We start from the raw sequence: 26,132 nt of genomic DNA on the forward strand, positions 1-26,132 counted from the left end.
CCAAAAACAGTATAGCATATAAAAAAATGAAATATACAGAGAGATATTGACAACCTATTAGCTGGTTTAGTTGAAGAAGGATTTTCAAAGTGATGTGATGAACTTGTTATCAAATACATTTTGAAAAGGAGTTTATTAATATTGAATGAAGAACAATTGGTAAAAGCACTTGAATTACGAAAAGAGGATAAGAAGAAAGAATCAAATCACATACTACTAAAAATGGTAGAGGAACATCCTGATAATGCGTTTATTAACTACCAATGTGCTTGGAGCTTTGATGTTTTAGGAGAAGAGTCAAAAGCAGTTCCTTTCTATGAAAAGGCTATTAAGCAAGGGTTATCAGGTAAAGATTTAGAAGGAGCAATATTGGGACTTGGAAGTACATATAGAACTTTAGGGGAATATGAAAAATCAGAAAAGGTCTTTTTAGAAGGAATAGAATTATTCCCGACTAATAGAGCAATACAAGTGTTTTATTCAATGACCTTATATAATTTAAGCGAGCATAAAAAAGCTATGGAGTTTTTACTAAAATGCTTGATAGATACCACAACAGACTCTGAAATACTGAGTTATAAAAAAGCAATTAATTTCTATGCTGATAAATTAGATGAAATGTGGAAATAGCAAGTGAAAGGTTGTACTTAAACAAACTGGGCATTGATCCAAAAAGAAGGATTAATGCCTTTTTGTGTTGAACTTCTTATTTTAGAAACGGGGCAGGTTAGCTCTACAAAGGATTTAATTAATTTTTATAAAATGTTACAATAAAAACAAAAATAACCAAATTCATCAACTACTCCCAGGAAATATTTAAGAAAGAGGGGATATCTTGTCTTTTCTCAAAAATAATCTATTTATGTCTGCGACAGCATTAGTTATCACATTACTTGTAGTAAATGCAACTGTACAAACAACTGTTGAAGGTTGGTTTTACCAATTTATTGAATTATTTATTATCTTTGGTATTTCGTTTGGGATATTAAAATTAGTTTCGCTAGTACCAATTCCAGCATCTAAATGATGAAGGTTGAATTAAGCTAAGGCGATAACTGAAATCAAGGCTGTCAAATTGACGGTCTTTTTTATGCTACTAACGGGGCAGGTTAGTGAAAGAAGGAATGTTACATAAAGATAGAGAATATTTACTATAAGATACTAAAATAAAGGAAGGAGAAATATGGAGAATAGGGAGTATAACACACAAAGAACTTGCGGAGTATGGTTAGTTTACATTGGTGTAATTATAATAGTTTCAGCAATTAGTGGTGGCGAACTTTTAATACAACCTTTTATCTTAGGAGTTGGTTATTCACTAGGATATGTTTTAATATTTGTACTGCCGTACTTAAATCGAAAACTCGCATACGGTAATAACTCGAAGTTTCAAGATAAAATGGATAATATCACGATAATAGTTACTATTATTTTGTGTACCATTTGTGGACTTTTTATTGGTTTTGATAATTTAAGACTACTTTGGTTATCCATTTTAATTGTTATTGGTATACATTTTTTTGGTTTTTATTTTTCCCAAGGGAAACTGATGATTGTTTTAGGTGTGTTAACAATTATCAATGGATTGTTAGGCATCCTTATAGTCAACATTCCCTTTTTAGTAGTTGCATTGATTGATGGAACCCTAAAAATTGGTATAGGATTTAGAATGTTATTTAATAGGAGGCATTAAATGGTTGGTCTTTGAAAATGCCCGTTAACTGCCATTACTATATAATTAAGGAGCTGAGTTATCACGTTTACTGTTATACAGCTAAGGGCAGGTTAGTGGCAGAAGGATATTTTTGAAACCATATAGAAATATCTACTTCAAGGATTTAAAAAGGAGTTGTAGGGAGGAGTAACTTTGCAAATTTCTATTGTTCCAATAGCGAAAGTGAATAATAATCGTAAAGCTATTGAAGACGATAATTGGGGTTCAGTTATTTCAACTATTGAGTTAGCAGACAATATGAGTGAATCTTCTTTAGAAGGTATTAATGAATTCTCTCATTTAGAAATCATTTTTTTCTTTGATAAGGTTGCAGATGATAATATTCAATTTGAAGCAAGACATCCAAGAAATAATAAAGAGTATCCTAAAGTTGGTATTTTTGCACAAAGGGGTAAAAATAGACCTAATAAGTTAGGAGTTACTATTGTAGAACTTTTAGAAAGAAACAATAATAAATTGATTGTAAAAGGATTAGATGCAATAGATGGAACTCCTATAATTGATATCAAACCAGTAATGAAAGAGTTTTTGCCAAAAGGTGAAGTGAAACAACCAAATTGGTCAATATCTTTGATGGATAGATATTGGAACTCTTAAAAGAACTAACGTTCAGGTCTAAAAATAAGGTGTTTTCCTTATTGAGCTAAAGGGGGCATTGATCTAAGAAGGATTAATGCCTTTTAGTGTTGAATTCCTTATTGGAGTAACGGGGCAGGTTAGTGCAAGAAGAACAAGAGGTATCAGTAAATAATCAACTTGTTCTTCTCTTCTATTTTATATCTTTAAATATCCAAGCATAGTAATCATACTATTAGGGTTTTAAAGGTATGCATTTATTCAGTAAGGTATACCAAATTTATCCTGGACTCAGATCTAATTATATGTCATAAGCCCTCATCTTAGTTAGTTCCTTTTTGCGGTTATTATCTACTCTTCTTCTGCCAGTAACCCAATATCCTATCAGAAACAGTTCACCTACAATTGCGAAGAGGATTATTTGTATTAACGAATATTCCATTATCCCGGAAATTTGGATATATATTAACATCGCCAAATATACAATCGGTAAAATAGAACCCCAATACAATTTAATCCTAGTTGATAAAAAATATTGAATACCAAACGCTAATAAAGCTATCAATAATACATACCAATCATTCACTTATTCTCACCTCCTTTTTATATTTATCAATGATTAATTTTGCATCCTCTAAGCTAATTCGATCATCAATTGAAAGTTTCTTGATGAAACCTATAAATTCTTCACTTTCTATACTGTCATTAACCTCAATTTTTTGTATCAGTTTATCTAACCGAAGTCTAACGGTTGGATAAGAGACTTGGTAATATTTTGCTATCTCCTTTAATGAACCGGAATTTATAACAAAATTCTTAATAAACTCAATGTCTTCTTTCTCCAAAGACAAGAGCCAATTGGGCACTTCATTTTTATCCAAAATATCCCTCCTTTATAAAATTTAACTAAATATTAACATATTTATTAATAAAATCAAATAAAAATTAAATTTTATTAAAGGGTAATTAATTTTTGTTGATACCTTATTCAATTGAAGTAAGCAATAGCTTAGGATTCAGAACTGGTATAAGTCTATTCTTATCTTATGGAAGTAAAGGGGCAGGTAGCGGAAGAAGGATTTTAATATATCTAAGTGGAATTTTTACAATAGACGAGATAAAGAAAATGGGAGTTTTAAGTCCAAGGGATAAAGGGGTATCAAAATGCGGTTTTATTTTCGAACAATGAAAAACAATATATTTTTATCTTTAATTACTTTAATGGTATTGATTCTTACAGTCGGATTTTGGTATGGAATACCCTTATTCGGGTTATCAGATTTCTTTTTTGAAACGAATGTACCCATATTCGTTCAATTTGTTTTAATCTGCCTGAGTGTTGGTTTTTGTTTTTCAATAATTTGTATTCCATTTCATCTATCTTTCGCTAAAGAATATGCCATAAACAAAAAGAAAAATATGATAAATACTTTTTTTATAACTCAAGGTACTTTAATTATGTTTGTAGCATTTCTATTTGCAGTTTTTTATTTAACCGTATCACTTTTAGCATTTTAAACCTTTAACTTTAACTGACGATAGCCGAAGATCAAAGCTGTCAAATTGACGGTCTTTTCTTATGCTGCTAAAGGGGCAGTTTAGTTGAAGAGAGTTGTTGTAATTTGGATAACAATATTGTGTGGGGAAATATTCGAGATAATGGGAAGGGCTGTTATGAATAAAAAAATGGTGCTAGTAGGATTTTTAGGGTTATTGGCATTTATGTTTGGCATTTACATTTCACAATGGACAATTTGGGGCGTGATTATGGGTATTGGCGGAGGATATGCTATGGGGTTTGGTGCCTTCAAATTATTTAATTAGTTAATGAACAAAAGGGGCAGTTTAGCTCAATAAGAATAATTGATTTGGTATTACAAAGGTATTGGTATTGGTATTGGGGGATATTGTATATGGCTGTCATAACATTTGGGCAAAAAGAAGAGGATAAAGAATATATATTAAGACCTGCCGTTTATTGTCTAATGTTTAATAAACAGAAGGATAAAATCGCAATAATTGAAACAGGTGATGGTAAGTATTTTCTTCCTGGCGGAGGAATAGAAAATACTGAGACACACGAAGAGTGTATGAAAAGGGAAGCATTAGAAGAAATGGGAATGGATATAGAATTGGGACGTTTCATCGGGTGTGCTCAGAGATATTTCTTTTCAACAAATGAATGTAAATATTACCTTAGTGAAGGTCATTTTTATTTATGTGAAATGGGATTGCAAGTAAGCGAACCAACAGAAGAGGATAACTTTCTTATATGGGCTGAACCAATTCAAGCAGTAGAAAAATTATTTCACGATCATCAGATTTGGGCAGTAAACAAAGCTCTAAAAATGATATGAATTATTGAGCTATCGGGGTCATTGATCTAAGAAGGATTAATGGCCTTTTATGTTGAACTTCTTATTGAAGTAAAGGGGCAGTTTAGTGATACTCCATTTTATTATGTTATGTATAAAACTTATATAATTTGTCTTTTTTATATCATAGCCCTAATAGATTAATGTAATCGAAGTAAGTACATATACTCTAAACAATTTGAAACAAGAGAATAAAGGAGAATAATTAAATGAGATTAGAGAGCGAGAGAATTTATTTAAGACTGCTTTGCGAGTCAGATGCCCCTATTATATTAGGAAGTACGCTGGATAAAGAAATACGTTATATGACTGGGACTACTTTTAATTTTTCATTACAACAAATTAAGACACATATAAATAATATAAATAATGATTCTAGTCGTTATGATTTCGCTATTTGTTTAAAAAGTAGTGATGAAATGATTGGGGAATTATCAATATACGATATTGATGAGGAGAATAAAAAGGCAGGATTTAGAATATCAATGGCTTCTACTTCATTAACAGGAAAAGGTTTTGGAACTGAAGCAATCAATATAGTTCTAAGTTTTGTTTTTGATCAACTCAATTTAAATCGTTTACAGTTAGAAGTATTTAGTCAAAATTTACGTGGAATCAGGGCGTATGAAAAAGTTGGATTTGTAAAAGAAGGCGTCTTACGTCAGTCCTTATATTACAATAAAGCATATTCAGATGAAATTATTATGGCAATACTTAAAAGTGATTACGAAAAGTTACTATTGTAATTGTCTTTGTTTGTGAATGAATATACTTAAACTAACGGGGGCTTTAGTTGAACAATTGAGACAGTAAAAAGCTGTCTCTTTTTTATGTCCTTAGCAACAATCTTTACGAAAACAGCCATCATTAAAAATAACCAACATTAATTAATTGAATAAATAACCATGCTCAAAAAAGTCTTAATATGAGATAAATGTCTCCGAACAATAGGACAAAAAACTTAAAACGGGTCACGCAGGTTTATTGGTATTGAATATCCAAGAAATAGAGACTTTATTTTGTTTTTCAAAAGGATATTTGATTCGTTTGCCGAATACATTTAGTGAATAAGTCCTAATTTTCAAGTAAGGGGTAGCATTGTGAAGAAAACAATAGCTTTTGGAATTATTAGCATTTCAATAATGTTATGGTACTTATTCTTATATGTACCTAAACCAGATGAAGAAGCTTTAAATAAAGAGATAAAAGAAGATATATCCGATGTCATAGAAGCATCTAGTATAGGTACATATGTAGAAGAGGTCAGTTATGAAATTGGTGATCGCGAGAAAACCAAAGAATATGACTATCCAATAGACCTGGTTATATTCTTAAAAGGTAGTTTTAACAACATCCCAGACAACAACAAGCTTAAATATTTGACCGGGATTTACAAAAGTGATTTTGATGATCCCATGGACTTAGATAGAAGTGGTCGAATTTATTGCGGGAATAGTGACTGTCAAATTAGGGATATCCTCATAAAAACAGATGTAGACCAATATAGATTTTTAAAAGAAAACTATACTCTCGTTAAAAACGGGACTACTATTACCACTGGGGATGAAATAGAAGAGCAAGTTAGTAGCTCTGAAGAAAGTTTGACTCCTGTTATATCAGAAGCAGAAATCTATAATTACATGAAAAATGAATTCAATAGTATAACGAATTATGGAGAAGCCTACAATCCAGAAACACATGACCCCATGATTAGTAAAATGGCAGCTGATAAATTCGGTGTATCTGAATCGGAAGCAAATCAGATTTATATCGATTATGTAATGGATAGATGGAATAAATGAACAGTGGGAGGATTCAATGAGGAAAACGGTAATTTTTATGATGGGTTTGATGATTACTTTAGTTGGTTGTAGCCAGGAAACGAGTAAAAATGATATGCAAAAAATTGAGTATTCGAAGCAAGATGACTTAAAAGATGAATCCGATGAACTAATAAACGAAATAGTTGTGGAAGAGATCAAACCGCCTGAATATTATTTAGCCTTTTTGAAGGAAAAATATGAAGATGAGGAAACGGAAATGGAAGTCACATATGATGAAGAAACAAAAACATTTGCAATCACACCTACAGCTCATAGTTTTAATAGTGTCGTGTTAGGAACAACAAATCGCCTTCCTACAAGACTGGAACAATGGGAAAGGGTAGTAGAAGAATTTAGAGTTATGAGCTTAAATTTGGACGAAGAGTATAGCATTGGATTGTGGTATATAGCCCATAAAAAATATCTTACGTTATCCCAAGGTGGAGAAGTTGTGTATGATTTTATGAATGAATAAAGAATAACTATATTTATTGGAGGTTTCTAATGAAAAGGTCCTTGTTTTTTATTTTAATATTGATGATGGTTGTTCTAGCTGCATGTGGCAGCGACGATAAAAGCAGTGGAGGCGACAAAAGAGACACCAGCAATGTAAAGAAATCCTTGTATGGCCACTGGGAAAATAAAGCTGAGGATGTTCATTATTATGTTTCAGACGGTAGGATCATAACAAAGGACGACGAAGGAGAGATAGAAGATACTTACAAGGTAAATGAGCACGACGAAGTAAAGAATTTAATAGTCATCATACAAGAAAAGCAAGATGGAAGTGGCTATGTAAGGGAAATCACATATAAAAATGATGACAGAAAAGAGCTTGAATCTTTAACCGAGTTTTCTAATATACGGTTTACAGAGGGAGATACGGAGAATTTAGACCCAATGGCTAAAGAATATGCCGAAGCATTTATGGATAGGTTCCAAGAGGCGAATAAGGATACAGTGATATCAGAAGAATGGGTCTATGTGGATGATAAAAGCAAGCCTTAATAATCATATTTACGAGACAAAATTACACTTTTTTACGCCTTTAACTCTTTCTCCTAAAAGCCCTTTTAGCAGAAAGAGTTAACATAATATGTCATATTTGAGGTGATGAGTTATTGAAAAGAATATCTTTATTCTTTGTTATAAACACTCTATCTTCACATGTTATAGAAAGCATGGAATACGCGAATACTGTGTTATCAAAGTCTCAGATTAAAGATGACATTACTCTCAAATCGTTGATTAATCAACTTTGCTAAGTGCTTTCTTTCAATTCGGATTTGAAAAAGATGAATTAGGGATAGTATCTGATATAAGGTATGCATGAATATCATATATCTATATGTCATTAGTCAGAAGAAGAGGTAGTTGACTAATGACATAAATGTATTGACTCAAAAAAACCTACTAATTGATTATAATTTTAACCAAAGACAACACAATTGTGTCGTAAATCTACGTACATAAATGTGTTGTCTTTGTTTGTTTTTGACAAGAATGTATTTGCTTTACCTAATATTGCTTATAGGACTATGTTAATTTATCATGCACCTGTAAAATATAAGATTATTTACAATTATTTGTTATATAATGGAGGTATTAAACCAAAATTTTACATAAAAGAAGAGAGGAATATCTTAATGAAGCTACATAGTTTACGTATAGAGGGTTTAAGAAAACACCAAGATATTACAATATTTTTCGGATCAACCACATTTTTAATAGGTGCAAATAATATTGGTAAAAGTACAGTTTTTAAAGCTTTGGAATATCTTTTGAAAGATGTTAAAAAAATAGAATCGGATGATGATTTTTTTAGCATACTCAATCCCGAGGACAATAGTAATATAAGATTAACAAATAAAGTAATCTTTACTGCAGAGTTTAGAGATTGCCCGGAAGAGTCAAAGAATTGGCAGGGACTTAAAGGAAGAGTTTTTAATTACGATACTTCACTTTGTCCAGATGAAACTGGATATTGCATATTTTATAAAAAGACTTATGAAAAAGATCTTAATGTTAAAATTGAAATGAAACAAGTTAAGCGTGAACTAAAAGAATGTTTTGTATCTTGTAGAACTTTAAATCAGTACATTGAGAATGGATTAGACCCACAACTTGTCGAAGACCATTTGGGAGATTTTGATAAGGAAAAGAATCTAATGCAAGCGCAGAAAAAGGTTTTAGAAAATTTAGATGAGCTATACGAACTCGATGATTCTGGCGAAGAAGAATGGTTTCATAATCCTGGTGGAATTCCAGGGGTTGTTCTCTCCCGTTTACCTAGTTTCTTACTAATACCAGCACAGGACAAGATAGATGAATTATCAGGGAATAGTGGCGCATTATTAAAAACATTAAATAGTTTATTTGAAGATGTTCGGAATTCCTCTGTTCATTTTTTAGCAGCACAGGAACACTTAGCTCTACTAGAAACTGAATTAGATCCTAATGATGATACAAAAGAATTTGGTAAAATGATGAATGAATTAAATAGTATTTTAGAGGGCGTTTTTCCCAATACAAAGTTAAATGCTAAGGCTAACCTATCAGACGCTAATAAAAGTATTAAGCCATTATTTGAAGTAACAATGAGTAATAGTGTAAGCACACGGATAGAGAATCAAGGAACAGGCGTAATAAGATCAGCTGTCTTCGCAATGTTAAGGTACAGAAATATGAGAAATAATGCCGTTCAGAAACGTCCATTAATAATAGGATTTGAAGAACCTGAAATTTATCTTCATCCTAATGCTGCTCATCAGATGCGAGATACAATTTATGAATTAGCAAACACAGAAAACCATCAAATAATATGTACAACACATTCACCCTTTATGATAGATTTGGGTAGAAAATCAGAACAGGTATTAAATCATTTCCACACTCAGAATGCGCAGTATTCTAATGGGGATAAGGTGTACACCCTAGAAAATACACTTGTAAACCCATTTAACATAACCGATGCCTTCAAAACATTAACAGTTGATGATAAAACATTTGTTAAAATGATTGTACGTATGGATGATGATGTATCTAAAATATTCTTTGTTAAGAATATTTTAATAGTCGAGGGTGATACAGAAGATATCGTAATAAGAGAAACTATTCGAAGAATGCCTTTAAGCGTAAGAAAAGACATTTTACATAATTGGCATGTAGTTAAAGCAAGGGGTAAAGCTTCTATCATCTCATTAGTTAAGTTCCTAAATGCCATGGGTCTAAAACCTTACGTTATTCATGATAAAGATTCTGGAGTTAAAGGTGCTGAAATATTTAACAAGCCAATTTTAGACGTTGTGGGAGAAGAGCGTTTATGTATACTTGAGGATTGTATAGAAGATATCTTAGGGTATCAAGCACCATCCTCGGAAAAACCTTATAGAGCATACAGATATTTGAATTCAAACTGGGGTAGTGATTGGGATAGTGTGTCTGGCGATTGGAAAACAATTATGGAAACAATTTTTCACAACTCATTTTTATTAATTCATGAGGAAACACCAGAAACAATAGAAAATGCTCTTATTGATGTTATTAAACCAAAAAAGATTCGAAAACCAAAAAAAATAGTTCGAAAACCAAAAGAAGTTCTTAAACCAGAACCGATAATAGAGTGAAATTAAAAGAACATCCTAATTGGATGTTCTTTTTGTGTTTATCTTACAAATAGTAATAAAAACAGACCATATCCATCAAAATTACTCGTAAAACGATCTCAATTTATCACTACTTTTTGAAATATGCTCTTTTTTTAGGCTCTATCCCTAATTCCTTATGGGCTGTTTTTAGGCGTTCATCCTTTGCTATTAAAAGCAGGTCTTTATCCATGCCTTGTATAGCATGAAGAACTACAGCATAAGCGCCCATAGAAACGGACGGAGAACCTTTTTCGACAGCTCTTACGGTTGCTGTACTTACGCTTGCCCTTGCCGCTACAAGTTCTGTCGGAATGTTCCGCCGTAGTCTGGCTTCTTTGATTTGGTCGCCCATCTGCTCTAATATCTTCTTGGTATCTGGCATGATAATAATTTTCTTTCTCATATAAACCATCCTTGCATAACGTTCAACTAAATACTTATTATTTATTGGTAATAGTTGTTATTTGTTATTATTCCATCTGTTTCCTTCTCTTGATTTCATCTGTTAGTAGTTGTTCCAGTTCTTTGAAGTGTTCATGAAAAATACGATGCGGATCTCCGGCATAGCATTTATCAAATTTCAAACATTCCTGATGAAACTGGGTAATATGCTTCCCGTACCATTTTAATGAACTGTCATCCAATGTTTTAATCATATCTGCATCTATCATTTGTTTTTCTCTTTTCTATCTGCAAGCATTTTTAAATGTTCCTCTGCTAATATAAGGGTTCTTTTGTCCGGAGCATGAACCTTACCCAAACATAAACGCATAACTCCATCCCGGACATCCCAACGAAATACTCTTTCCGTGGAGTATTCCGCTAGAACGTGTTGTTTACCACCTTTTAAAAGTAGGTTCTCTGGCTTCCACATGACAAATCCACCCTCATATAAAGTCACGTTGGCATCTTCATAATAGACTTCATAAATCATATCTGTATCGTCCTGATGGGCGTATCCTAAGTGCCAAACCATTAAATAAGATGGCATACTGCGGATTTCTACAGCTTTCCCAAGCCATGATTTTAAGTCCACCATATAAGCTCCCAACCATTCTCTGGTGCCAACAATACGAATTTCCATGAATAAAGGATTGTTTATTAAAGCAGCATAACCATCCCTGCTATATAAAACGCTGTACACATCATCTTGTGGATCATATTGCAAGATGCCTCTCGTTACTGGTTCCTGTGGCAGTTTTTGAAGAATGTCTGATTCTCTTATATGCTTGTATAAGCAATTATCATGCTCCGGAACAGCAATATCATAGGACGGTTCTTCATTCTGTCCGAACGTACCGTTTGCATCCACTATCTCGATGATACCCTCTAATGGTTCATCTTTTCCATTAAACCGAAACTGGACCTTATCGCCCCAATGATAAGTAGGATTTTTCATCCTATTCACTCCCTATATTTGAATCTGTTTTTATTCCGATAATAAATCTATTATCACATTCAACCTGGTCAAAACAACTAATATTTTAATTTATCATCAAAAAGATAAATTTGCACTTTTTCATCAAAACAATACACAATTTAGACACAAGGGAAAACGCATATATTGTCGAATTCTTTCATCAAGGAGGGCTGACAATGAGAACATTCGTCACAGTAGACAAAGCTCAAGAGGAAATCAAATGGTTACACAACTATATCGATTTGGTTGAGAATTATGAGGCCGACACTATCGAAAAGCTAATCTTAAAGGAGTATGCTTATTTAGGAAGTGCTCAGAGGGTTGCTGATGCATTAAACCGAAGGAAAATTAAAATCAGTAAGCGTGATGTAATTCCTCAAGATGTGACAGGTGTAATCCGTTCTATAGCAAAAGATGATCTACATAAGATTATCAAGCGGGGATTTAATTATAAGTACAAGTCAAGAAAATGAGGTAAAATATGGTAAATTTATATAATTATCTGAATGACGATGAAATAATTAAAATGGCTAGGTAGCGCGGAATAGTGACATGGAACACCACCATAAAGACTGAGCAGCTTTAGTACTCCGTTAGCAGCAGCGCGCTGTATATTATAATGACGTGATTAAAATGAAAAAGACGGTATTATTAATTGGGATTGTAGAAGTTATACCATTCCTTTTAGGTGTAAGGACTGGGGTGTTAAGGGTGCATATCACACTTAATCTAAGCATGCTATCTTCATACTCTCTTAGGAGGCATATTTGATATGGTGAGTGGAGAACTCCTTAAGCTCGTCTTAAAAAGGGTACCGGTCAGGTGCGCGGCTATTTGGCGAAGGAAAAATGGTCTAATCACCCCAATAGAGAAAACTAGCGATAAAGGTTATACTGTTTGGTCTCATCGTGTGGGGAAAATACCAGCCCGATGGTTTGCGCCAATCGACGAAGCTGTTAAAGTTTGATTACCCTAAAATTTCTCTAAGTTAGATATGAATATAGTGTTAAAAAGATGTGGCTATCCACTTCTTTTTTTATGATCAATATTATTGTAGAAGGTGTTGTTTTGTTGCTTAAACTATTAAAAATGCAGGAAATGCACCTTTTCTGTGGAATATATTTAACTAAAAAGGAGATGATTTCTTAATGATTGAAAATCCAGAATTACTTAAAGCTAGTCTTGCTCTCGGTAAGTATTTAGCTCAAAGCAGTACTCAAGCAATAAGTGACAAAATAAGAGCCACAAAAGCAAAAAATAGCGATGAAGAAACGATTAATAATTTGGAGGAAATCATAAATAACTTGATTTCTGAGAAAAACGAACTTATATCCATTGCTCAAACTTACGATGAGCAACTTATATCACAGAAGATTTCAGAAGAGGATATTAGATATATTACAACAAACATATTACCTTTACTTGAGAAACTACTTGAAAGTGGTAATCAAGACGATGTAGAAAGTAACAGACAAAATTTAGAACTATTTAAACCCCTTCTTTCAAAAGAAATATTTAATATTCTTCAAATATTGGGATTTAATTTTAAAAAGGCAATTGGCGAACCAATAACAGAATTAATTAACGGATTAATTTCCTCACAGATTCCTTACAATTCAGTAAAAGGTCAAGAATACCAAATCATAAATGCCCAGAGAGACATAGAGTACTTTAAGATGCTTCAAGATGAAGAGGCATACCAAAGATTTTTAGATTCCAGAAGAATAGACAATTAACTAGCGGATCGGCGCATTATATTTTATGGACAGTTTATTTGAATTTATATTTAAAAATTATGTAAATACAAGAGGGATTTTGTTGTGCTTCTAGAAACCATATAATAGGAGGTGCTTTCAGATGCAAAACAAAGATATCCTTGATCAGATAAACGATGAAGTCCTTAGTGATGAAGTAGAACAGCAGGAAGATATAGAAAAAGCATTAGAGAAAAAAAGAAAAGGTGATGCTTTATGGAAAGCAGTGCAGCTAGGTGATGATAAAAATTTAACTTTGAAAGTTGCTAATATTCTTAACCGCTATCGTGACTCTAGAAATTCAGATATCAAATTACAAATACGGTATTGGCAAATATACGAGGGATTAACAGGTGACTTTATTTCTTTGAACAGACTGTTTAAATTGACAAAGCTAACTTCTCTTTCGAGAGCTAGGGCAAAAATTCAGAATGAATATAATCTTTTTTTAGCTGATGAAGAAGTAAGGAAAAAAAGACGTATGTTAGAAGAAGAACAAAAAGAATTTCAAGTTGAAAACAAACCTTCCTTTAGTAATATCAATATTTTTTGTGATGAAACTGGCAAAAATGATGATTATTTGATGGTAGGAAGTATCTGGGCATTAGATGATAAGTTAATGTCAAAAATAATGAGAAGTGTCATCCAGTGGAAAAGTGAAAAAGAAAAACATAGAATTAAAGTTCCAGATGAATTTCATTTTAAAAATTTGAATAATAAAAGTGAACAAGAACTAAATATTTATAAAGAGTTTTTCAATTTAATACTGGCTAATAGTGAAATGGTTAGTTTCAAAACTATTGCAGTAAAGAGAAGCCGAATACAAAAAGTGAAAACTCAAGAACTACTATTTAAACTTTACTATCAATTAATTCGTCTGGGAGCAGAACACGAGGTTATTACTGCTCGGATTGAATTGCCGAGACAAATTAATGTAACCAAAGACGACGATGGAGATAGTGAACTGATGATTGAGGAAATGAAACAGAATATACAAGACAAATTCAAATTACATTATAAGGAACAGCTTGTTTTAAATGAATTGAGACCAATGGATTCTCAGAATGATGTATTTCTACAATTCACAGACCTATACATTGCTGCTCTCAATAGAAAATATAATATCAATAGTACTACGGTCAATAATAAGGATAAGCTCGCAGATTACATATTAGATTCTTTACATGTTAAAGAAATAAAGTACTCAGTGGATGAGGTTGATGCACACAATAAACTAGATTTAAATTATGATCATCCAGTATTATTTATGTTTGATTAATTAATATTATTTGTCTCTAAAATACATATGGGTAAAAATAGCCTGAGCTTACACGAGGCTATTTTTTATTGAACTATTTTTAATAAAAACCTCTAATTTTTGTTTATTATGGATAAACTTTCATTAAGTTCGCCTTAATAAAACACAAATATACAGAACTTCTAAAATAACGTCTAAATTCACCAAAGGATTTGACAAACTTTATGACGAACTATTATTCAATATATCAATCTTTATTGGAGGTAATATTTATATGTATCAAACTCCAATCCCTGTCAACGGAAGAAGCCACTTTGGAAGTAATTTTTGGGATGCTTATAGTACTAAATTGAAACGTGATGTGAATTTTTATAGTGACTTGGAATATGAACATTGGGTACTTATAGAAACAGACTCTAAAGTGATTAATTTTTGCGAACAGCCTTTACAAATTGAAGGTATGTATAAGGGTAAAAAAGCAAGTTCAATATTTGATATGTGGATACTATGGAGCAATAGCGTTCAAGAATTTGTAGAGATTAAATACACAAAAGATTTGGTTTCGAGCAGTAAACAATATAATAGAGTTATGAAACAATTTGCTCTTCAAAAAGATTGGTGTGAAAAAAGAAATTTTAAATACACAGTGAAAACTGAAGTTGATATTCGATCTAACATTATTTTTTTAAATAATAAAAAAACAATCTTACCCTATCTAAATTTATGCAACGAACCGACAGTTTTTGAAATAAATATGATTAGAAAGATATTATCATCTACCCCCCAAAAAATAGAGTTGTTGGAGAAAGAGTTACCCTCTATTAACAAAAACCGACTAAAAGAAATTTTATATAACCTAATTTATCAAGAATCAATTAAATCTAATTTAACAGAAAAAATCCTAGGTTATGAAACTGAGGTGTGGATTGATGACGTATAGACGTTTCTTTGAACTAGAAGGAGTAGATAAAACATTATTAGATAGAACAAAATGGCCACAAGTGTTAATAGAAAATTTAGCGGAGAAAGACCAACAGAATTTTTTAATTAGAAAAGTAGCAATCGATCAATATTTTGACGGAAATCTCAAAGTTAAGGACATATGCCGAGATAATAATATAAGTCAGCAACACCTAATCCGGTGGGCGAAGAATTGCTTGGAATTAGATACAGATGGCCAATTATTTGGATACAGAGCATTAATTCCCAATAAAAGAATTAAACCCTTTGAAAGGCAGAAAATAATTGATGGTTTTGATACTGAAGGTAATAAAATTAATTTAAAAGGGGCCTTTTCTCTATTGTTAAAAAGGCATCCTGTAATTAAAGAAATGATTGATAACTATTACTTAAAAAGAAACAAAAGAGATATATCCGAACCAATTACACGGGTTAAATACTTACACAAAAAATTTATTAAGCTTTGTAAAGCTGCAGGAATTGATCCAAGCAAGGGAGATTATCCATTTAACACTACTGACTTAGGGAGAAGATCCTTGTATAGGTATGTTAAAGACTTAGAGAACAAATACTCGTCTGAGTCAGTAAATAGATATGGTGGCGATGCTACCACACTATATGGAAGTACAGGAATTGGAGAACAAAATGTAATTCTTGAACAAAGACCGTTTAAGCGAGTCGAATTTGATGGTCATAAAATTGACGCTATCTTCTCTATAGAATATGAGACGATAGAAGGTGACAAAATCATTGATGTTATTCACAGGATATGGATATTAACCATAATCGATACTGCAACAAGAGTTATCTTGGGATATAGTGTTTGTTTAAAACAAGAATATTCTGCATATGATGTGCTAAAATGCGTCCGTAATGCTGTAATTCCTTGGAAACCTATAGATTTTACAATCAGTGGTTTATCATATCCGACTCATGGAGGATTCCATTCAGATATTATACCTGAAACAAAATATGCTGTTTGGGAGGAAATAGCTTTTGATAACGCAAAAGCTAACTTAGCAATAAAAGTAAAAGATAAGCTTAAAAGGAATATTGGATGTTCTGTTAATACCGGTCCAGTTGGTACACCTACCAGAAGGCCATTTATTGAAAAGTTTTTTGATTTATTGGAGGAGAATGGGTTTCATAGATTACCTAATACCACTGGAAGTAATCCGAAAGACCCAAGAAGAAAGGATCCTGAAAAGGCAGCTAAACGTTATAAAATTACAGTTGATGAAATAATAGAACTGATAGAAGTTTTGATTGCTGATAGAAACGGTACTGGACAACAAGGTACAAATTATTTAACCCCCCTAGAAGTGATGAGACAAAGAATAAGAGAAAGAAAAATGGAACCACTGATCTTACCAGAGGAGATTAGAGGAGGAATACATTTTATAACATTAAGCCATGAAGTTACTGTTCGTGGAAATATCAAAAAAGGAAAACGACCTTATATATATTATATGGGTGTTGAATATCGTAGTGACTTATTAGCAAATAGCTGGCATTTAGTTATGAAAAAAATAACCATACTCATTAATCCTGACGATTTAAGATATGTACAAGCTTTTTTAGAAAACGGAGAAGAAATAGGTACATTACGTGCTAAGGGAAAGTGGTCATTAAAAAAGCATTCAATTGATATACGTAGACAAATAAATAAATTAAAGCAAAAAGGTTTAATCGCATTCACTTATCAAGATGATCCTATAGAAATTTATTTTAACCACTTACGTGTAAAAGCAAAAGATAGCAAAAAGGCTAGAAATTCTATATTAGTATTAGAAAATGAGCAAAAACAAATAGAAGAAGAAACATTAATAATACCAGAAGAATTCAATGGTAATAACGAAAGTTATTATAACCCTGATGTATCTCAAAATAGCAGCCTTCAAGAAAATCCTGTTGTAATTCCCTTGAAGAAATCTCGCACTAAATTTATAAATCATAAATCAAGGAGAATTTTTAATAATTAGGGAAGTGGGAAATCAATGTGGATAATCTTTCTGCCGAAAAGTTTGATGAAAATGTACTATCAACGAAAATCCCAAAAATAGTAGTTGAAACTCACCCAATTAATCAAGGTAAATATCTATTTGATACTATCGAAATAAACGAGCTTAAAAGTACAATTTTAGAGTGGCTTAATGGTAGGACTCCTGGCGGAATAGTATATGGGAATCCAAGAATAGGCAAAACTAATGCAATAGAATTTATTATGCGTTCTTTTGAAAATGATTATGAAGGTATTTTTAAAGTATTTAGATTCAATTGTCAGAAGTTTACACGCCCAAATGATAATACTTTTTTTGAATTTTTATTAAGAGATGTTGGCCATGCATTATTTGATAAAGGTAAGGCAAATGCTAAAAGAGACAGGTTATTCAAGTATTTATTACATTGTGCTGAAAGTTTAGATAGAAAACAAATAGTATTATTTATAGATGATGCTCAACGATTAAATGAACTTGAATATGAATGGCTAATGGATATTTTTAATGAATTGGATCGTTATGGAATCACACTAACAACTATCCTATTTGGTCAGGAAGAATTAAAATTTCGAAGATCTACTTATTCCGAAGCAGATATGAGGCAAATAGTTGGTAGGTTTATGATTAAAGAATTTAATTTCCAAGGAATTCATGATATTGATTCTTTAACATATTTTTTAGCTGCATATGATTATGCAACTGAATATCCTGAAAAAAGTGGCTGGAGCTTTACTCGTTATTTTTTCCCACAAGGATATGCACAGGGATACAGACTAGAACACTTTTCAGATAGTATTTGGGATCACTTGCGTAATTTACACAAAAGTTCTATGAAAAAACAACCTATAGAAGTACCAATATATTATCTGGTAACTGTTATAAATGATCTTTTTAAAAGGTATGGTACACATGGGGAAGAACAAGAATGGTTAAATTTCAATCAATTTAAAAAAGCTTTAATACAATCTGGTTATTATATTTATCAAGGAATTAATGATTATGAATAATAAATTGATATATAAACGAAACAAAGGTATATATAGTTATACTTGGGTAAAAGAATGGATCTCTGATTTTGAGTCGCCCTGGAGTATTTTTCATAAATTTAGGTATATGAATAGTATCTCGGGATTAGAATTTATTAGACATTTTGGCGATTCTTATATTAAAAGTAAAAAGGCTATTGGTAATGATGCATTAAGAGAAATATATCATCTAAATAACATGGATAAAGAGATCCTATTAGCTGCATTTGGTATAGAAATAATTAAATATAATAGGGATAATCTAGAGTTTATTGCCAAAACCTCTAATATAAATGAAAACTTTAAAGAACACTTAAATTTATGTCCAGTATGTATTAAAAAGGGATTTCATAGCATTTTCAATCAATATAAATTTATTCATGTATGCCCCTATCACAATATACCTTTAATTGTTCATTGTCCGAAATGCCGACAAACAAGTAAATACCTGCTCGAAACACAACTAGTAATTGAACCATTCCATTGTAAGTGTGGATATAATTATTTAGAAGATGAATCATTGATAACAAATTGGCCACATGTAAGTATGGATAAAATAAAGTCAAAAGCTTTGATAAGGTGGCTTAATTCTAATAAAGAACGAATTGGAACATTTCTATTTTCTGATATTAATTATTTTAAAAAACGCACAAAAGATTCCGAATTAGTTTTCAAACATGATTTGAGAGAAATTTTAAGAATGAATTCTATAGAATATGATGATTATATGGATGTGAATCTATATAGCTGTAGTGCAAAACATATAAAAACTAAACAACAAATTATGGATAGGAGATTTGATTATTTAGAGCCTTTGGTTTATAAGAAATACTTTAATTCCGAATGGAAAAGAAGGACCATAGTTGGCAAAGAAACAATAAATGATTATATAGCTGGAATTTCGAAAAAATTATTTACTGCCATAGCTAGAAGAATAAGAAGGAAAGTATTAAAAAATCATAAGAAATGTTTAAAGGAAATCGAATTAACTCTTAATTTTACTTCTAACAAGAATGTATGTCCTATAACTTTTGCTTATCTACTATGGAAAAAAAAGAGTCAAAGATATAGTAGTATACACGAAGTAATAAATTCAGGAAGACCAATGTACAGTTTCCAGTATAATGGCCTATATCCCTCTATAAATCACTATAATTTCATAGTAGATAAAATTTTAGAAGAATGGGAATCATGTTATAGATTCAATATTCGAGGAATAACTAAGACATACGAAGAAGATTGTGTTAAATTAGGTTGGATTATATCCAAATGTCTTGAATTAATATATATGTCAGACTTCCTTAAATGCTTAGAGACAGTGCAAGAAGCAATAATGAATAATACACCGCTAGATGATTATAACTCCTTTGATTTGAAAGTTACTTCGCTATCCCCATCTATAGCTATCTCCAAATGTAATGATAGTTTCCATAATATCTGTATTAAAGGAAAACGATATTCTATAAGTAATTTAAATGACATTAAGTGTCCTATAAATAAATAAGTATAATTATTATTTCTTTTGACCACTAATATAATAAACTTTATTAGGAGCTATATTACGTGGTCAAAAGGGAATTTAACTGGGAAAAGAACTGGATACAACCGTTTGAATCATTTTATTCAATAATAGAAAAATTCAAATTTACAAACAGTATACAAGGTAAAGATTTTGCAGAATTACTTAATTATAGTAGGTCTTATCGAATAAACCTAAACGACCTTTTGAATAATATACCAGATGACTTAATGGTATATATATTTGATGCACCTATTAAATATATCATACAAGAAAATATAGATTTAATACTAAATCCAATAAGAAGCCCTGGCAGCGACAATACGTTGTACTTATCCAAATATTTACGATATTGTCCTGAGTGTATAAGCCTTTGTTATCACAGTATTTTACATCAATTTTTACTTTTAACAAACTGCCCATTGCATAATATTCGATTGGTGGAAAAATGTCACTTTTGTAATCAAGCTATAGAATATAATATTACGAATCATAATTCATACTGTTGCCAGTGTGGACAAACATTTCTTAAAAGACCATTAAATTTCTATGATTTTACATCAATAATGCATGATAATAAAGAAACATTTAAAGATATCCACTTGAAGAATCCAGCGTTATCTCAATACTTATCCCTAAAAGATACTTACGTATACATAGATCATGAAATACTATTGAACGGAAATACGAACATAGAATTTCTTAACCATATTACCGAGCTACAATATTCACCCGAAAAACTTTCTTTAAATAATAAATTTAAAAAACACACCACATTTTTTTCTGAAGAAAGTTATACAGAAATATATTACAGTACAAAGGCTATATACAAGTCTATAGCGCGTTATATACGTAGGAAGTTATTATCTGATCACAGAAAATGCATTTATGATTATATTAAATTAAAGCCCGGTACGGTTCAATGTATTGCAGCTATATCATATGTATATTGGAGACAATCGATAGAAGATTTATATACCTATTCATTGGTCGATAATTCCATCCAAAAAGGTAACACCAGATATAAAGATGATCTAACTTTTATATCAAAAATTGATCAATACCATTTAGAAAAATTATATCGATCTTTGGCCAGGATATTACCTAATGACCATACAGATGCAGTGAAAATTATTAATAAATTTTTTTCTATATTACTGTATAAAAGGTATTTAAAAATAAAAAGTTTCCTTTTGGATAATAAAAATCTTAATATTTTTGATAATGAGTTAGATCGTGGTTTTAAATCGCATACTACTTTAATTTTTGTATACGAGCGTGCAAACACAGAAAGATATGTTAGATATAAATTTATTGAGAAAGAAGAGAATACTAAAGGGTGAAAATAAATATAGGGTGTAAATGTTATTCATAATCACATTTTAGACATATATAGCGAAATTACTCAAAATTGTAACAAGGATTCTAGACATGTAATCAAAGTCATCCGTATGAAACCGAAGGATCCCTTACATAAAATTATACAAAGAGGCTATTTGAATAAAATTAAATGTAATACAGATAGAAAAGTCCGAACCCTCTTTTAAATATGCCATCTTATAAAAAACAGCCAACAATGGATTTAAGGCTGTTTTTTTGCTCTATTTATTTGATAATAATTACATAAAATAACATTCATGGTATTATATATCACAAAAACTGTTATAATCGATATGTGATTTATAGACAAATAAATAATCACAATTAATCTAAAGGGTGAATGAAATGTTGGAAATAGTTATTCCTTTTACTGAATATAATGATGATACTACATCAATAGAGTTTGTTGATTATTTGAAAGAAAACCAGGAATCATTGTCATTAACTGACGCTACACTTTATTATAAATTTCCCATGTTTAAAGAATTTGACCAAGAAAATTTGTCACCTGATTTCTTCATTCTTAGTCCCTATCATGGAATCATTGTGATAACTAAAGATACTAGAGATCACAGAATTATTACCGAGAATGAAATGGATTTATTATTTGAGAAAACAGATTCAATATATAGTTCTATTTTATCTAAGTTAATAAAAATTCCTAACCTCAGGGAAAAACGTTCTAGAAACAAAATTATTATACCTATAAACACTATCATTTACCTACCTAATTATAATAATGGAATTGAAGAAGATGATGAAAATTATTGCGTGAAAGATTTGCAAAAAGTTGGAAAGATAATTACTGAACTTGAAATTGCTCCTTTATCAGAAGCAAGTATTACAGATGTCTTTTCTATTATAGATGGAACAAGAGGAATGCCTAGACCAGTCAAAAGAGACATTACAGAAGAAGAAGATGATACAAAAGGTGCTTTATTAGGAAAATTAGAAATGCAAATCACAAAGTTTGATAAACAACAAAAAATTGCTGCTTTAACTATAATTGATGGACCACAAAGGATTAGAGGTATGGCCGGTTCTGGGAAAACTGTAATTCTAGCTATGAAAGCTGCAATGATACATATGGATAATCCAAATGCAAAAATTTTATATGTATTTTATACAAAGAGTCTGTATGATCAAATTAAACAGTTAATAACGAGATTTTACAGAATGCAAGAGGATCATGATCCTAACTGGGATAATATTCAGATTCTTCATGCATGGGGTGGTAAAACTTTACCAGGTGTTTATTATAATGCCTGTGTAGATAATGGTGTAAATCCATTAAATTTAAGACAAGCAAATAATGGCGCAAGTAGATTAAAAATAAGTACTTTCGAATATGTATGTAAAGACCTACTTGATAATGTAAATGGAAGTATTAAAACAAAATATGATTATATACTGATGGATGAGGGACAAGATTTCCCTAAAACTTTCTATTGGTTATGCAGAAAATTAGTGAAAAATGATCGTTTAGTCTGGGCATATGATGAATTACAAAATATATTAAATATTGAAATGCAAGAGACAATGCAACTATTTGCGAACGAATATGGTGATAGGGGCATAGACTTATCCTTACTTCTAGAAAATCACCCACATCAAAATAATGATATAGTTTTGCATACAAGCTACAGGAATCCGAGAGAAATCCTATTAACTGCACATTCAATTGGTTTTGGCTTATACAATGATCAAATACTTCAGATATTAGAAAATAAAGAGCATTGGGAGGACCTTGGTTATGAGGTTATGCAAGGAGAGTGCATTGCAGGAGAAAATACTATAATAGAGCGTCCACGAAAAAATAGCCCATCAATCATATCCGATCATTATACAAAAAACGAAATTATCGATACTTATAATGCAAAAAGTATGAAAGATGAAGTCAATTGGGTTTGCGAATCTATCGTGGAAGATATACAAGATAATTTATTACCAGAAGATATAATGATTATAAGTTTGGATGATAAATGGGCGAGAGATTATTTTAATGATATAGAAAACAAATTAGATGAGTATGGTATTTCCATTAATAATATACTTAATTCTTATAGCGGAAATAACTTTATGATTCCAGGTAAAATCACTGTAACCACAGTATATCGTGCAAAAGGAAATGAAGCTGCAATGGTCTACATTATTGGAGCTGACAGTGTGAAGAATCACGAAAATTATATTGTTACACGGAATAAGTTATTTACCGCCTTCACACGAGCAAAAGGATGGTTAAGATTATCAGGTGTAGGTACAGGATTCAATTATATTATCGATGAGATTGAAAAAGCAAAAAGTAATTTTCCTAGGCTTATATTTGATTATCCAAGTATTGATGAGATTAAAACACTCCGGAGAGAGTTGGCTCTAGAAAATGCTACTTTAAATAAAAAACGTGAAAAGTTATTAGAACAATTGGAGGAGTTAGGACTTGATGCTAAAACAGCAGTCAAATTAATACAAGGTGAAGATAAAAAATGACTATTCCAGTTTCGAAAATTTATATTGGATATCGTGCAGCCAAAAGGTTATTAAAAAGATTAGATATGGGATTTATCGAAAACCTACAAAACGCTCGAACACTTCGTAAATCAGATTTATCTACAGAGTTTATTAAAGTTTCGTACAAAGGTGACTATAGAGAGACTTATAAAATAGCCAGGGATAGACATGATTATAATATTATGTTGGAAGAAGATAATGCGTTCTTCCAATTTGGATATGAACTGGACGATTTTGAAACAGTTAACGATATAAGATATTCTTATTATGAAGCGCCATCTAAACAGATAAGTTATGAGGAATTTTTAATAGAAATGGGCTTTAAAATTGAAGAGTGTGGTTATGTTTTTTTTGAAGATTATGCACAATATTTAGCAGAAGCAGATTTAAAAAGTAATATAACAAGTATAAGATATGATTTTAGTATACATCAAAGAAAAGAACTAATTCATCCAGCATCTCATATTCATATAGGTCAAGAAAATGATATTCGTATACCAATTTCATTTATTATGACACCTGAAAATTTCGTAGCATTTGTTATAAGACAAATATACTGGCAAAAATGGAAATTAATCATGGAAGATCCAGTTTTCCAGGGAGAATATTTAACAAGCTATACATCAGGAAATTCATTAAATGAAGAATTATTCTCAGTTAATGAAAAAAGAGATTTACACATTTTTTATTCCTAGCTGAAACAAGATCCTACTTTGGTTCTTGTTTTTCTTATAAATCGTTTTCTCCACACGGACAATAAGAAGAAAGGGTGATTTGTATATGTCATTAAGGAATATATCTATATGTCATTAGTCACTAGGGGAAACCTCTAATCATTGTGTATTTTTTTCTAGTTTACATAATATATATTATAGGAAGTTGTGAAAACTAATTAAACAAGCGTCTCATTAATCAAGATTACTTTAGCAATTGAGACAAAATAGAAAAATTTTCAACTATGGATTTCGGTCATTTATTTAATTTAATTATATAGTTTTATTTTTTCATTAAGTTAATCTGTATAATCCCTGGTTGTTTTAATAATTTGATCTTGAACAGATTCTCTATAGAATTTTATTTTTACTTTTGTAAATGAATTATGAAGCTTATAAATGTTTAACTTGTACGTAGATTTAGGGTTAAATTAATTGATTGGTTTTTATAGTCTTGCTGCCAAATTTACTTCTGGCTTTCTACTTTAGTTTACATAATGTTATTATGGCAACTTTACTTCTCATTTATTTATTAACTCTATAAATTAGTAGCGATCGATAAAAATAATTTTGTTAAGACTTATTCCAGGTACGGATTCGTCGCTTCATTCAATTGTATCGTTTATAACAATGCTGATAAAAAAAAGATTCATGTTTTTATGGAATCTGCAGTGTCAATCCCCATTCATCTTCTCTATTTCACAATAAAAAAACTGCCCATAAAGTATGATTCACAACTTTAAAAGACAGATTAATCTAGTGTTATAAAACTATATTTTCTTAAATTATAAATACAAATAACATGTGGTCAATTCATCATAGATTTATATAAACCATCTAAACGGATTAACATCACTTCAATTTTATGTTCATCATTTAAATTGGCTTGCCCAGTCACGATTTGATCTTTTGAACTTTCAGAACCTTCTTTTTGGAGCTGTATTTCTACTGAGAAATCATACACGCTATCTTTTTCATCTACCTTTTCGTAGTCAATCTTTTTAATTTGCAATTGGTAATCATTTTTTATTGGTTCTATCATGACTGTTGAACCGTAGCGATTAACGAATTCCGTATATGATGTTTCATTTGCAAAATAATCTTTAAATAGCTTTTCTTCATATTGCCGTAAAGCTGCAATTTTCTCTTCGCTTTCTTGATCCACTATTTGTTTTAATTCATCACTTGGACCTGTAAGACTATTCTGTAATACAGCTTCAACGGTCTGAATATTTTCATCTTGTGTTTTCGCTTCCTTTTCTTCGGTACAACCCACTAACATTAATAGAAGTAAAGTAAATAAAACAGTTGCAAAAACATCACTCAGTCGTTTTTTCACATAAACCTCTCCCTTTTGGCAAACTTCCTATATCTGATTATATCTTTAAATGTATTTATTTACCATTTTAATATGGGTGTTTCCTGTTTTCTGCCAGGTT

27 protein-coding genes are annotated in these 26,132 nt (G+C 31.0%); 21 read left to right on the top strand and 6 right to left on the bottom strand.

From position 1 onward, the window contains the following. Window positions 1-141 precede the first annotated feature (141 nt). The 3 genes from AC4BHP_RS15315 (at window position 142) to tsaA (ending at window position 2,332) form a co-directional block, all read left to right on the top strand. Window positions 142-630, top strand: coding sequence for a tetratricopeptide repeat protein (locus tag AC4BHP_RS15315; protein WP_490553209.1), 489 nt, complete (start codon window positions 142-144; stop codon window positions 628-630). Window positions 631-1,183: 553 nt separating this feature from the next. Continuing rightward, on the top strand, window positions 1,184-1,693 hold the full coding sequence (locus AC4BHP_RS15320) for a DUF6609 family protein (protein ID WP_490553211.1): 510 nt from the start codon (window positions 1,184-1,186) through the stop codon (window positions 1,691-1,693). A gap of 174 nt (window positions 1,694-1,867) precedes the next feature. Next, window positions 1,868-2,332, top strand: a complete 465-nt coding sequence (tsaA, locus tag AC4BHP_RS15325) for a tRNA (N6-threonylcarbamoyladenosine(37)-N6)-methyltransferase TrmO (protein ID WP_139892841.1) — start codon at window positions 1,868-1,870, stop codon at window positions 2,330-2,332. 280 nt (window positions 2,333-2,612) lie between these two features. On the opposite strand, the gene AC4BHP_RS15330 is transcribed toward tsaA, so the two are convergent. Then, a complete protein-coding gene (locus AC4BHP_RS15330; RefSeq protein ID WP_490553213.1) occupies window positions 2,613-2,897 on the bottom strand; it encodes a hypothetical protein in 285 nt (94 codons plus the stop codon). Further along, window positions 2,890-3,192, bottom strand: coding sequence for a DUF2089 family protein (locus tag AC4BHP_RS15335; RefSeq protein WP_151675531.1), 303 nt, complete (start codon window positions 3,190-3,192; stop codon window positions 2,890-2,892). Before AC4BHP_RS15335 ends, AC4BHP_RS15330 begins: the two co-directional genes overlap by 8 nt. Before the next feature lie 721 nt (window positions 3,193-3,913). On the opposite strand from AC4BHP_RS15335, the gene AC4BHP_RS15340 reads away from it, so the two are divergent. The 7 genes from AC4BHP_RS15340 (at window position 3,914) to AC4BHP_RS15370 (ending at window position 10,135) form a co-directional block, all read left to right on the top strand. Beyond that, complete coding sequence (locus AC4BHP_RS15340) at window positions 3,914-4,135, top strand: hypothetical protein (RefSeq protein ID WP_490553215.1); 222 nt, start codon at window positions 3,914-3,916, stop codon at window positions 4,133-4,135. Window positions 4,136-4,224: 89 nt separating this feature from the next. Then, on the top strand, window positions 4,225-4,668 hold the full coding sequence (locus tag AC4BHP_RS15345) for an NUDIX hydrolase (protein WP_490553217.1): 444 nt from the start codon (window positions 4,225-4,227) through the stop codon (window positions 4,666-4,668). Between the two features lie 227 nt (window positions 4,669-4,895). Further along, window positions 4,896-5,432 (top strand): GNAT family N-acetyltransferase, encoded by a 537-nt coding sequence (locus AC4BHP_RS15350; protein WP_139892843.1) that lies wholly within the window; start codon window positions 4,896-4,898, stop codon window positions 5,430-5,432. A 354-nt stretch (window positions 5,433-5,786) separates the two neighbouring features. Next, complete coding sequence (locus AC4BHP_RS15355; RefSeq protein ID WP_490553219.1) at window positions 5,787-6,488, top strand: hypothetical protein; 702 nt, start codon at window positions 5,787-5,789, stop codon at window positions 6,486-6,488. A 16-nt stretch (window positions 6,489-6,504) separates the two neighbouring features. Beyond that, window positions 6,505-6,984, top strand: coding sequence for a hypothetical protein (locus AC4BHP_RS15360; protein ID WP_490553221.1), 480 nt, complete (start codon window positions 6,505-6,507; stop codon window positions 6,982-6,984). A 29-nt stretch (window positions 6,985-7,013) separates the two neighbouring features. Next, window positions 7,014-7,517, top strand: coding sequence for a hypothetical protein (locus AC4BHP_RS15365; protein ID WP_490553223.1), 504 nt, complete (start codon window positions 7,014-7,016; stop codon window positions 7,515-7,517). A gap of 638 nt (window positions 7,518-8,155) precedes the next feature. Beyond that, window positions 8,156-10,135 carry an AAA family ATPase gene (locus tag AC4BHP_RS15370; protein WP_490553225.1) on the top strand — a complete coding sequence of 660 codons (1,980 nt, stop codon included), beginning with the start codon at window positions 8,156-8,158 and terminating at the stop codon, window positions 10,133-10,135. 109 nt (window positions 10,136-10,244) lie between these two features. Here the strand turns inward: AC4BHP_RS15370 and AC4BHP_RS15375 are convergent, their stop codons facing one another. The 3 genes from AC4BHP_RS15375 to AC4BHP_RS15385 form a co-directional block, all read right to left on the bottom strand. Continuing rightward, window positions 10,245-10,559, bottom strand: coding sequence for a hypothetical protein (locus tag AC4BHP_RS15375; protein ID WP_490553227.1), 315 nt, complete (start codon window positions 10,557-10,559; stop codon window positions 10,245-10,247). Between the two features lie 67 nt (window positions 10,560-10,626). Next, window positions 10,627-10,827, bottom strand: a complete 201-nt coding sequence (locus AC4BHP_RS15380; protein WP_490553229.1) for a hypothetical protein — start codon at window positions 10,825-10,827, stop codon at window positions 10,627-10,629. After that, window positions 10,824-11,555 (bottom strand): hypothetical protein, encoded by a 732-nt coding sequence (locus tag AC4BHP_RS15385; protein WP_490553232.1) that lies wholly within the window; start codon window positions 11,553-11,555, stop codon window positions 10,824-10,826. The genes AC4BHP_RS15380 and AC4BHP_RS15385 overlap by 4 nt, the downstream gene beginning before the upstream one ends. Before the next feature lie 197 nt (window positions 11,556-11,752). Here AC4BHP_RS15385 and AC4BHP_RS15390 point away from each other — a divergent pair, with 197 nt between their 5' ends. From AC4BHP_RS15390 to AC4BHP_RS15440, 11 genes are all read left to right on the top strand, one after another. Then, window positions 11,753-12,049 (top strand): hypothetical protein, encoded by a 297-nt coding sequence (locus AC4BHP_RS15390; protein WP_490553233.1) that lies wholly within the window; start codon window positions 11,753-11,755, stop codon window positions 12,047-12,049. Window positions 12,050-12,348: 299 nt separating this feature from the next. Then, window positions 12,349-12,543 carry a hypothetical protein gene (locus tag AC4BHP_RS15395; RefSeq protein WP_490553236.1) on the top strand — a complete coding sequence of 65 codons (195 nt, stop codon included), beginning with the start codon at window positions 12,349-12,351 and terminating at the stop codon, window positions 12,541-12,543. A 181-nt stretch (window positions 12,544-12,724) separates the two neighbouring features. Beyond that, window positions 12,725-13,312: a hypothetical protein gene (locus AC4BHP_RS15400; RefSeq protein WP_490553238.1), complete on the top strand. Its 588-nt coding sequence runs from the start codon at window positions 12,725-12,727 to the stop codon at window positions 13,310-13,312. A 121-nt stretch (window positions 13,313-13,433) separates the two neighbouring features. Next, a complete protein-coding gene (locus AC4BHP_RS15405) occupies window positions 13,434-14,609 on the top strand; it encodes a DUF3800 domain-containing protein (RefSeq protein WP_490553240.1) in 1,176 nt (391 codons plus the stop codon). A gap of 253 nt (window positions 14,610-14,862) precedes the next feature. After that, window positions 14,863-15,528 (top strand): Tn7 transposase TnsA N-terminal domain-containing protein, encoded by a 666-nt coding sequence (locus AC4BHP_RS15410; RefSeq protein WP_490553242.1) that lies wholly within the window; start codon window positions 14,863-14,865, stop codon window positions 15,526-15,528. Further along, the gene (locus AC4BHP_RS15415) at window positions 15,518-17,530 is read left to right on the top strand and encodes a TnsB C-terminal domain-containing protein (protein WP_490553244.1); all 2,013 of its coding nucleotides are present in this window, start codon (window positions 15,518-15,520) and stop codon (window positions 17,528-17,530) included. Before AC4BHP_RS15410 ends, AC4BHP_RS15415 begins: the two co-directional genes overlap by 11 nt. A 17-nt stretch (window positions 17,531-17,547) precedes the next feature. After that, window positions 17,548-18,555, top strand: coding sequence for an ATP-binding protein (locus AC4BHP_RS15420; RefSeq protein WP_490553245.1), 1,008 nt, complete (start codon window positions 17,548-17,550; stop codon window positions 18,553-18,555). After that, window positions 18,548-20,077: a hypothetical protein gene (locus tag AC4BHP_RS15425; RefSeq protein WP_490553247.1), complete on the top strand. Its 1,530-nt coding sequence runs from the start codon at window positions 18,548-18,550 to the stop codon at window positions 20,075-20,077. The genes AC4BHP_RS15420 and AC4BHP_RS15425 overlap by 8 nt, the downstream gene beginning before the upstream one ends. Before the next feature lie 59 nt (window positions 20,078-20,136). Then, on the top strand, window positions 20,137-21,435 hold the full coding sequence (locus AC4BHP_RS15430) for a TniQ family protein (protein ID WP_490553249.1): 1,299 nt from the start codon (window positions 20,137-20,139) through the stop codon (window positions 21,433-21,435). A 382-nt stretch (window positions 21,436-21,817) separates the two neighbouring features. Next, a complete protein-coding gene (locus AC4BHP_RS15435) occupies window positions 21,818-23,959 on the top strand; it encodes a DEAD/DEAH box helicase (protein ID WP_490553251.1) in 2,142 nt (713 codons plus the stop codon). After that, window positions 23,956-24,675 (top strand): DUF2290 domain-containing protein, encoded by a 720-nt coding sequence (locus AC4BHP_RS15440; RefSeq protein WP_490553253.1) that lies wholly within the window; start codon window positions 23,956-23,958, stop codon window positions 24,673-24,675. The genes AC4BHP_RS15435 and AC4BHP_RS15440 overlap by 4 nt, the downstream gene beginning before the upstream one ends. A gap of 826 nt (window positions 24,676-25,501) precedes the next feature. Here the strand turns inward: AC4BHP_RS15440 and AC4BHP_RS15445 are convergent. Continuing rightward, window positions 25,502-26,032 (bottom strand): hypothetical protein, encoded by a 531-nt coding sequence (locus AC4BHP_RS15445; RefSeq protein ID WP_139891934.1) that lies wholly within the window; start codon window positions 26,030-26,032, stop codon window positions 25,502-25,504. Window positions 26,033-26,132: the final 100 nt, after the last annotated feature.

Source organism: Pradoshia sp. Z4_20 (genome assembly GCF_058216035.1).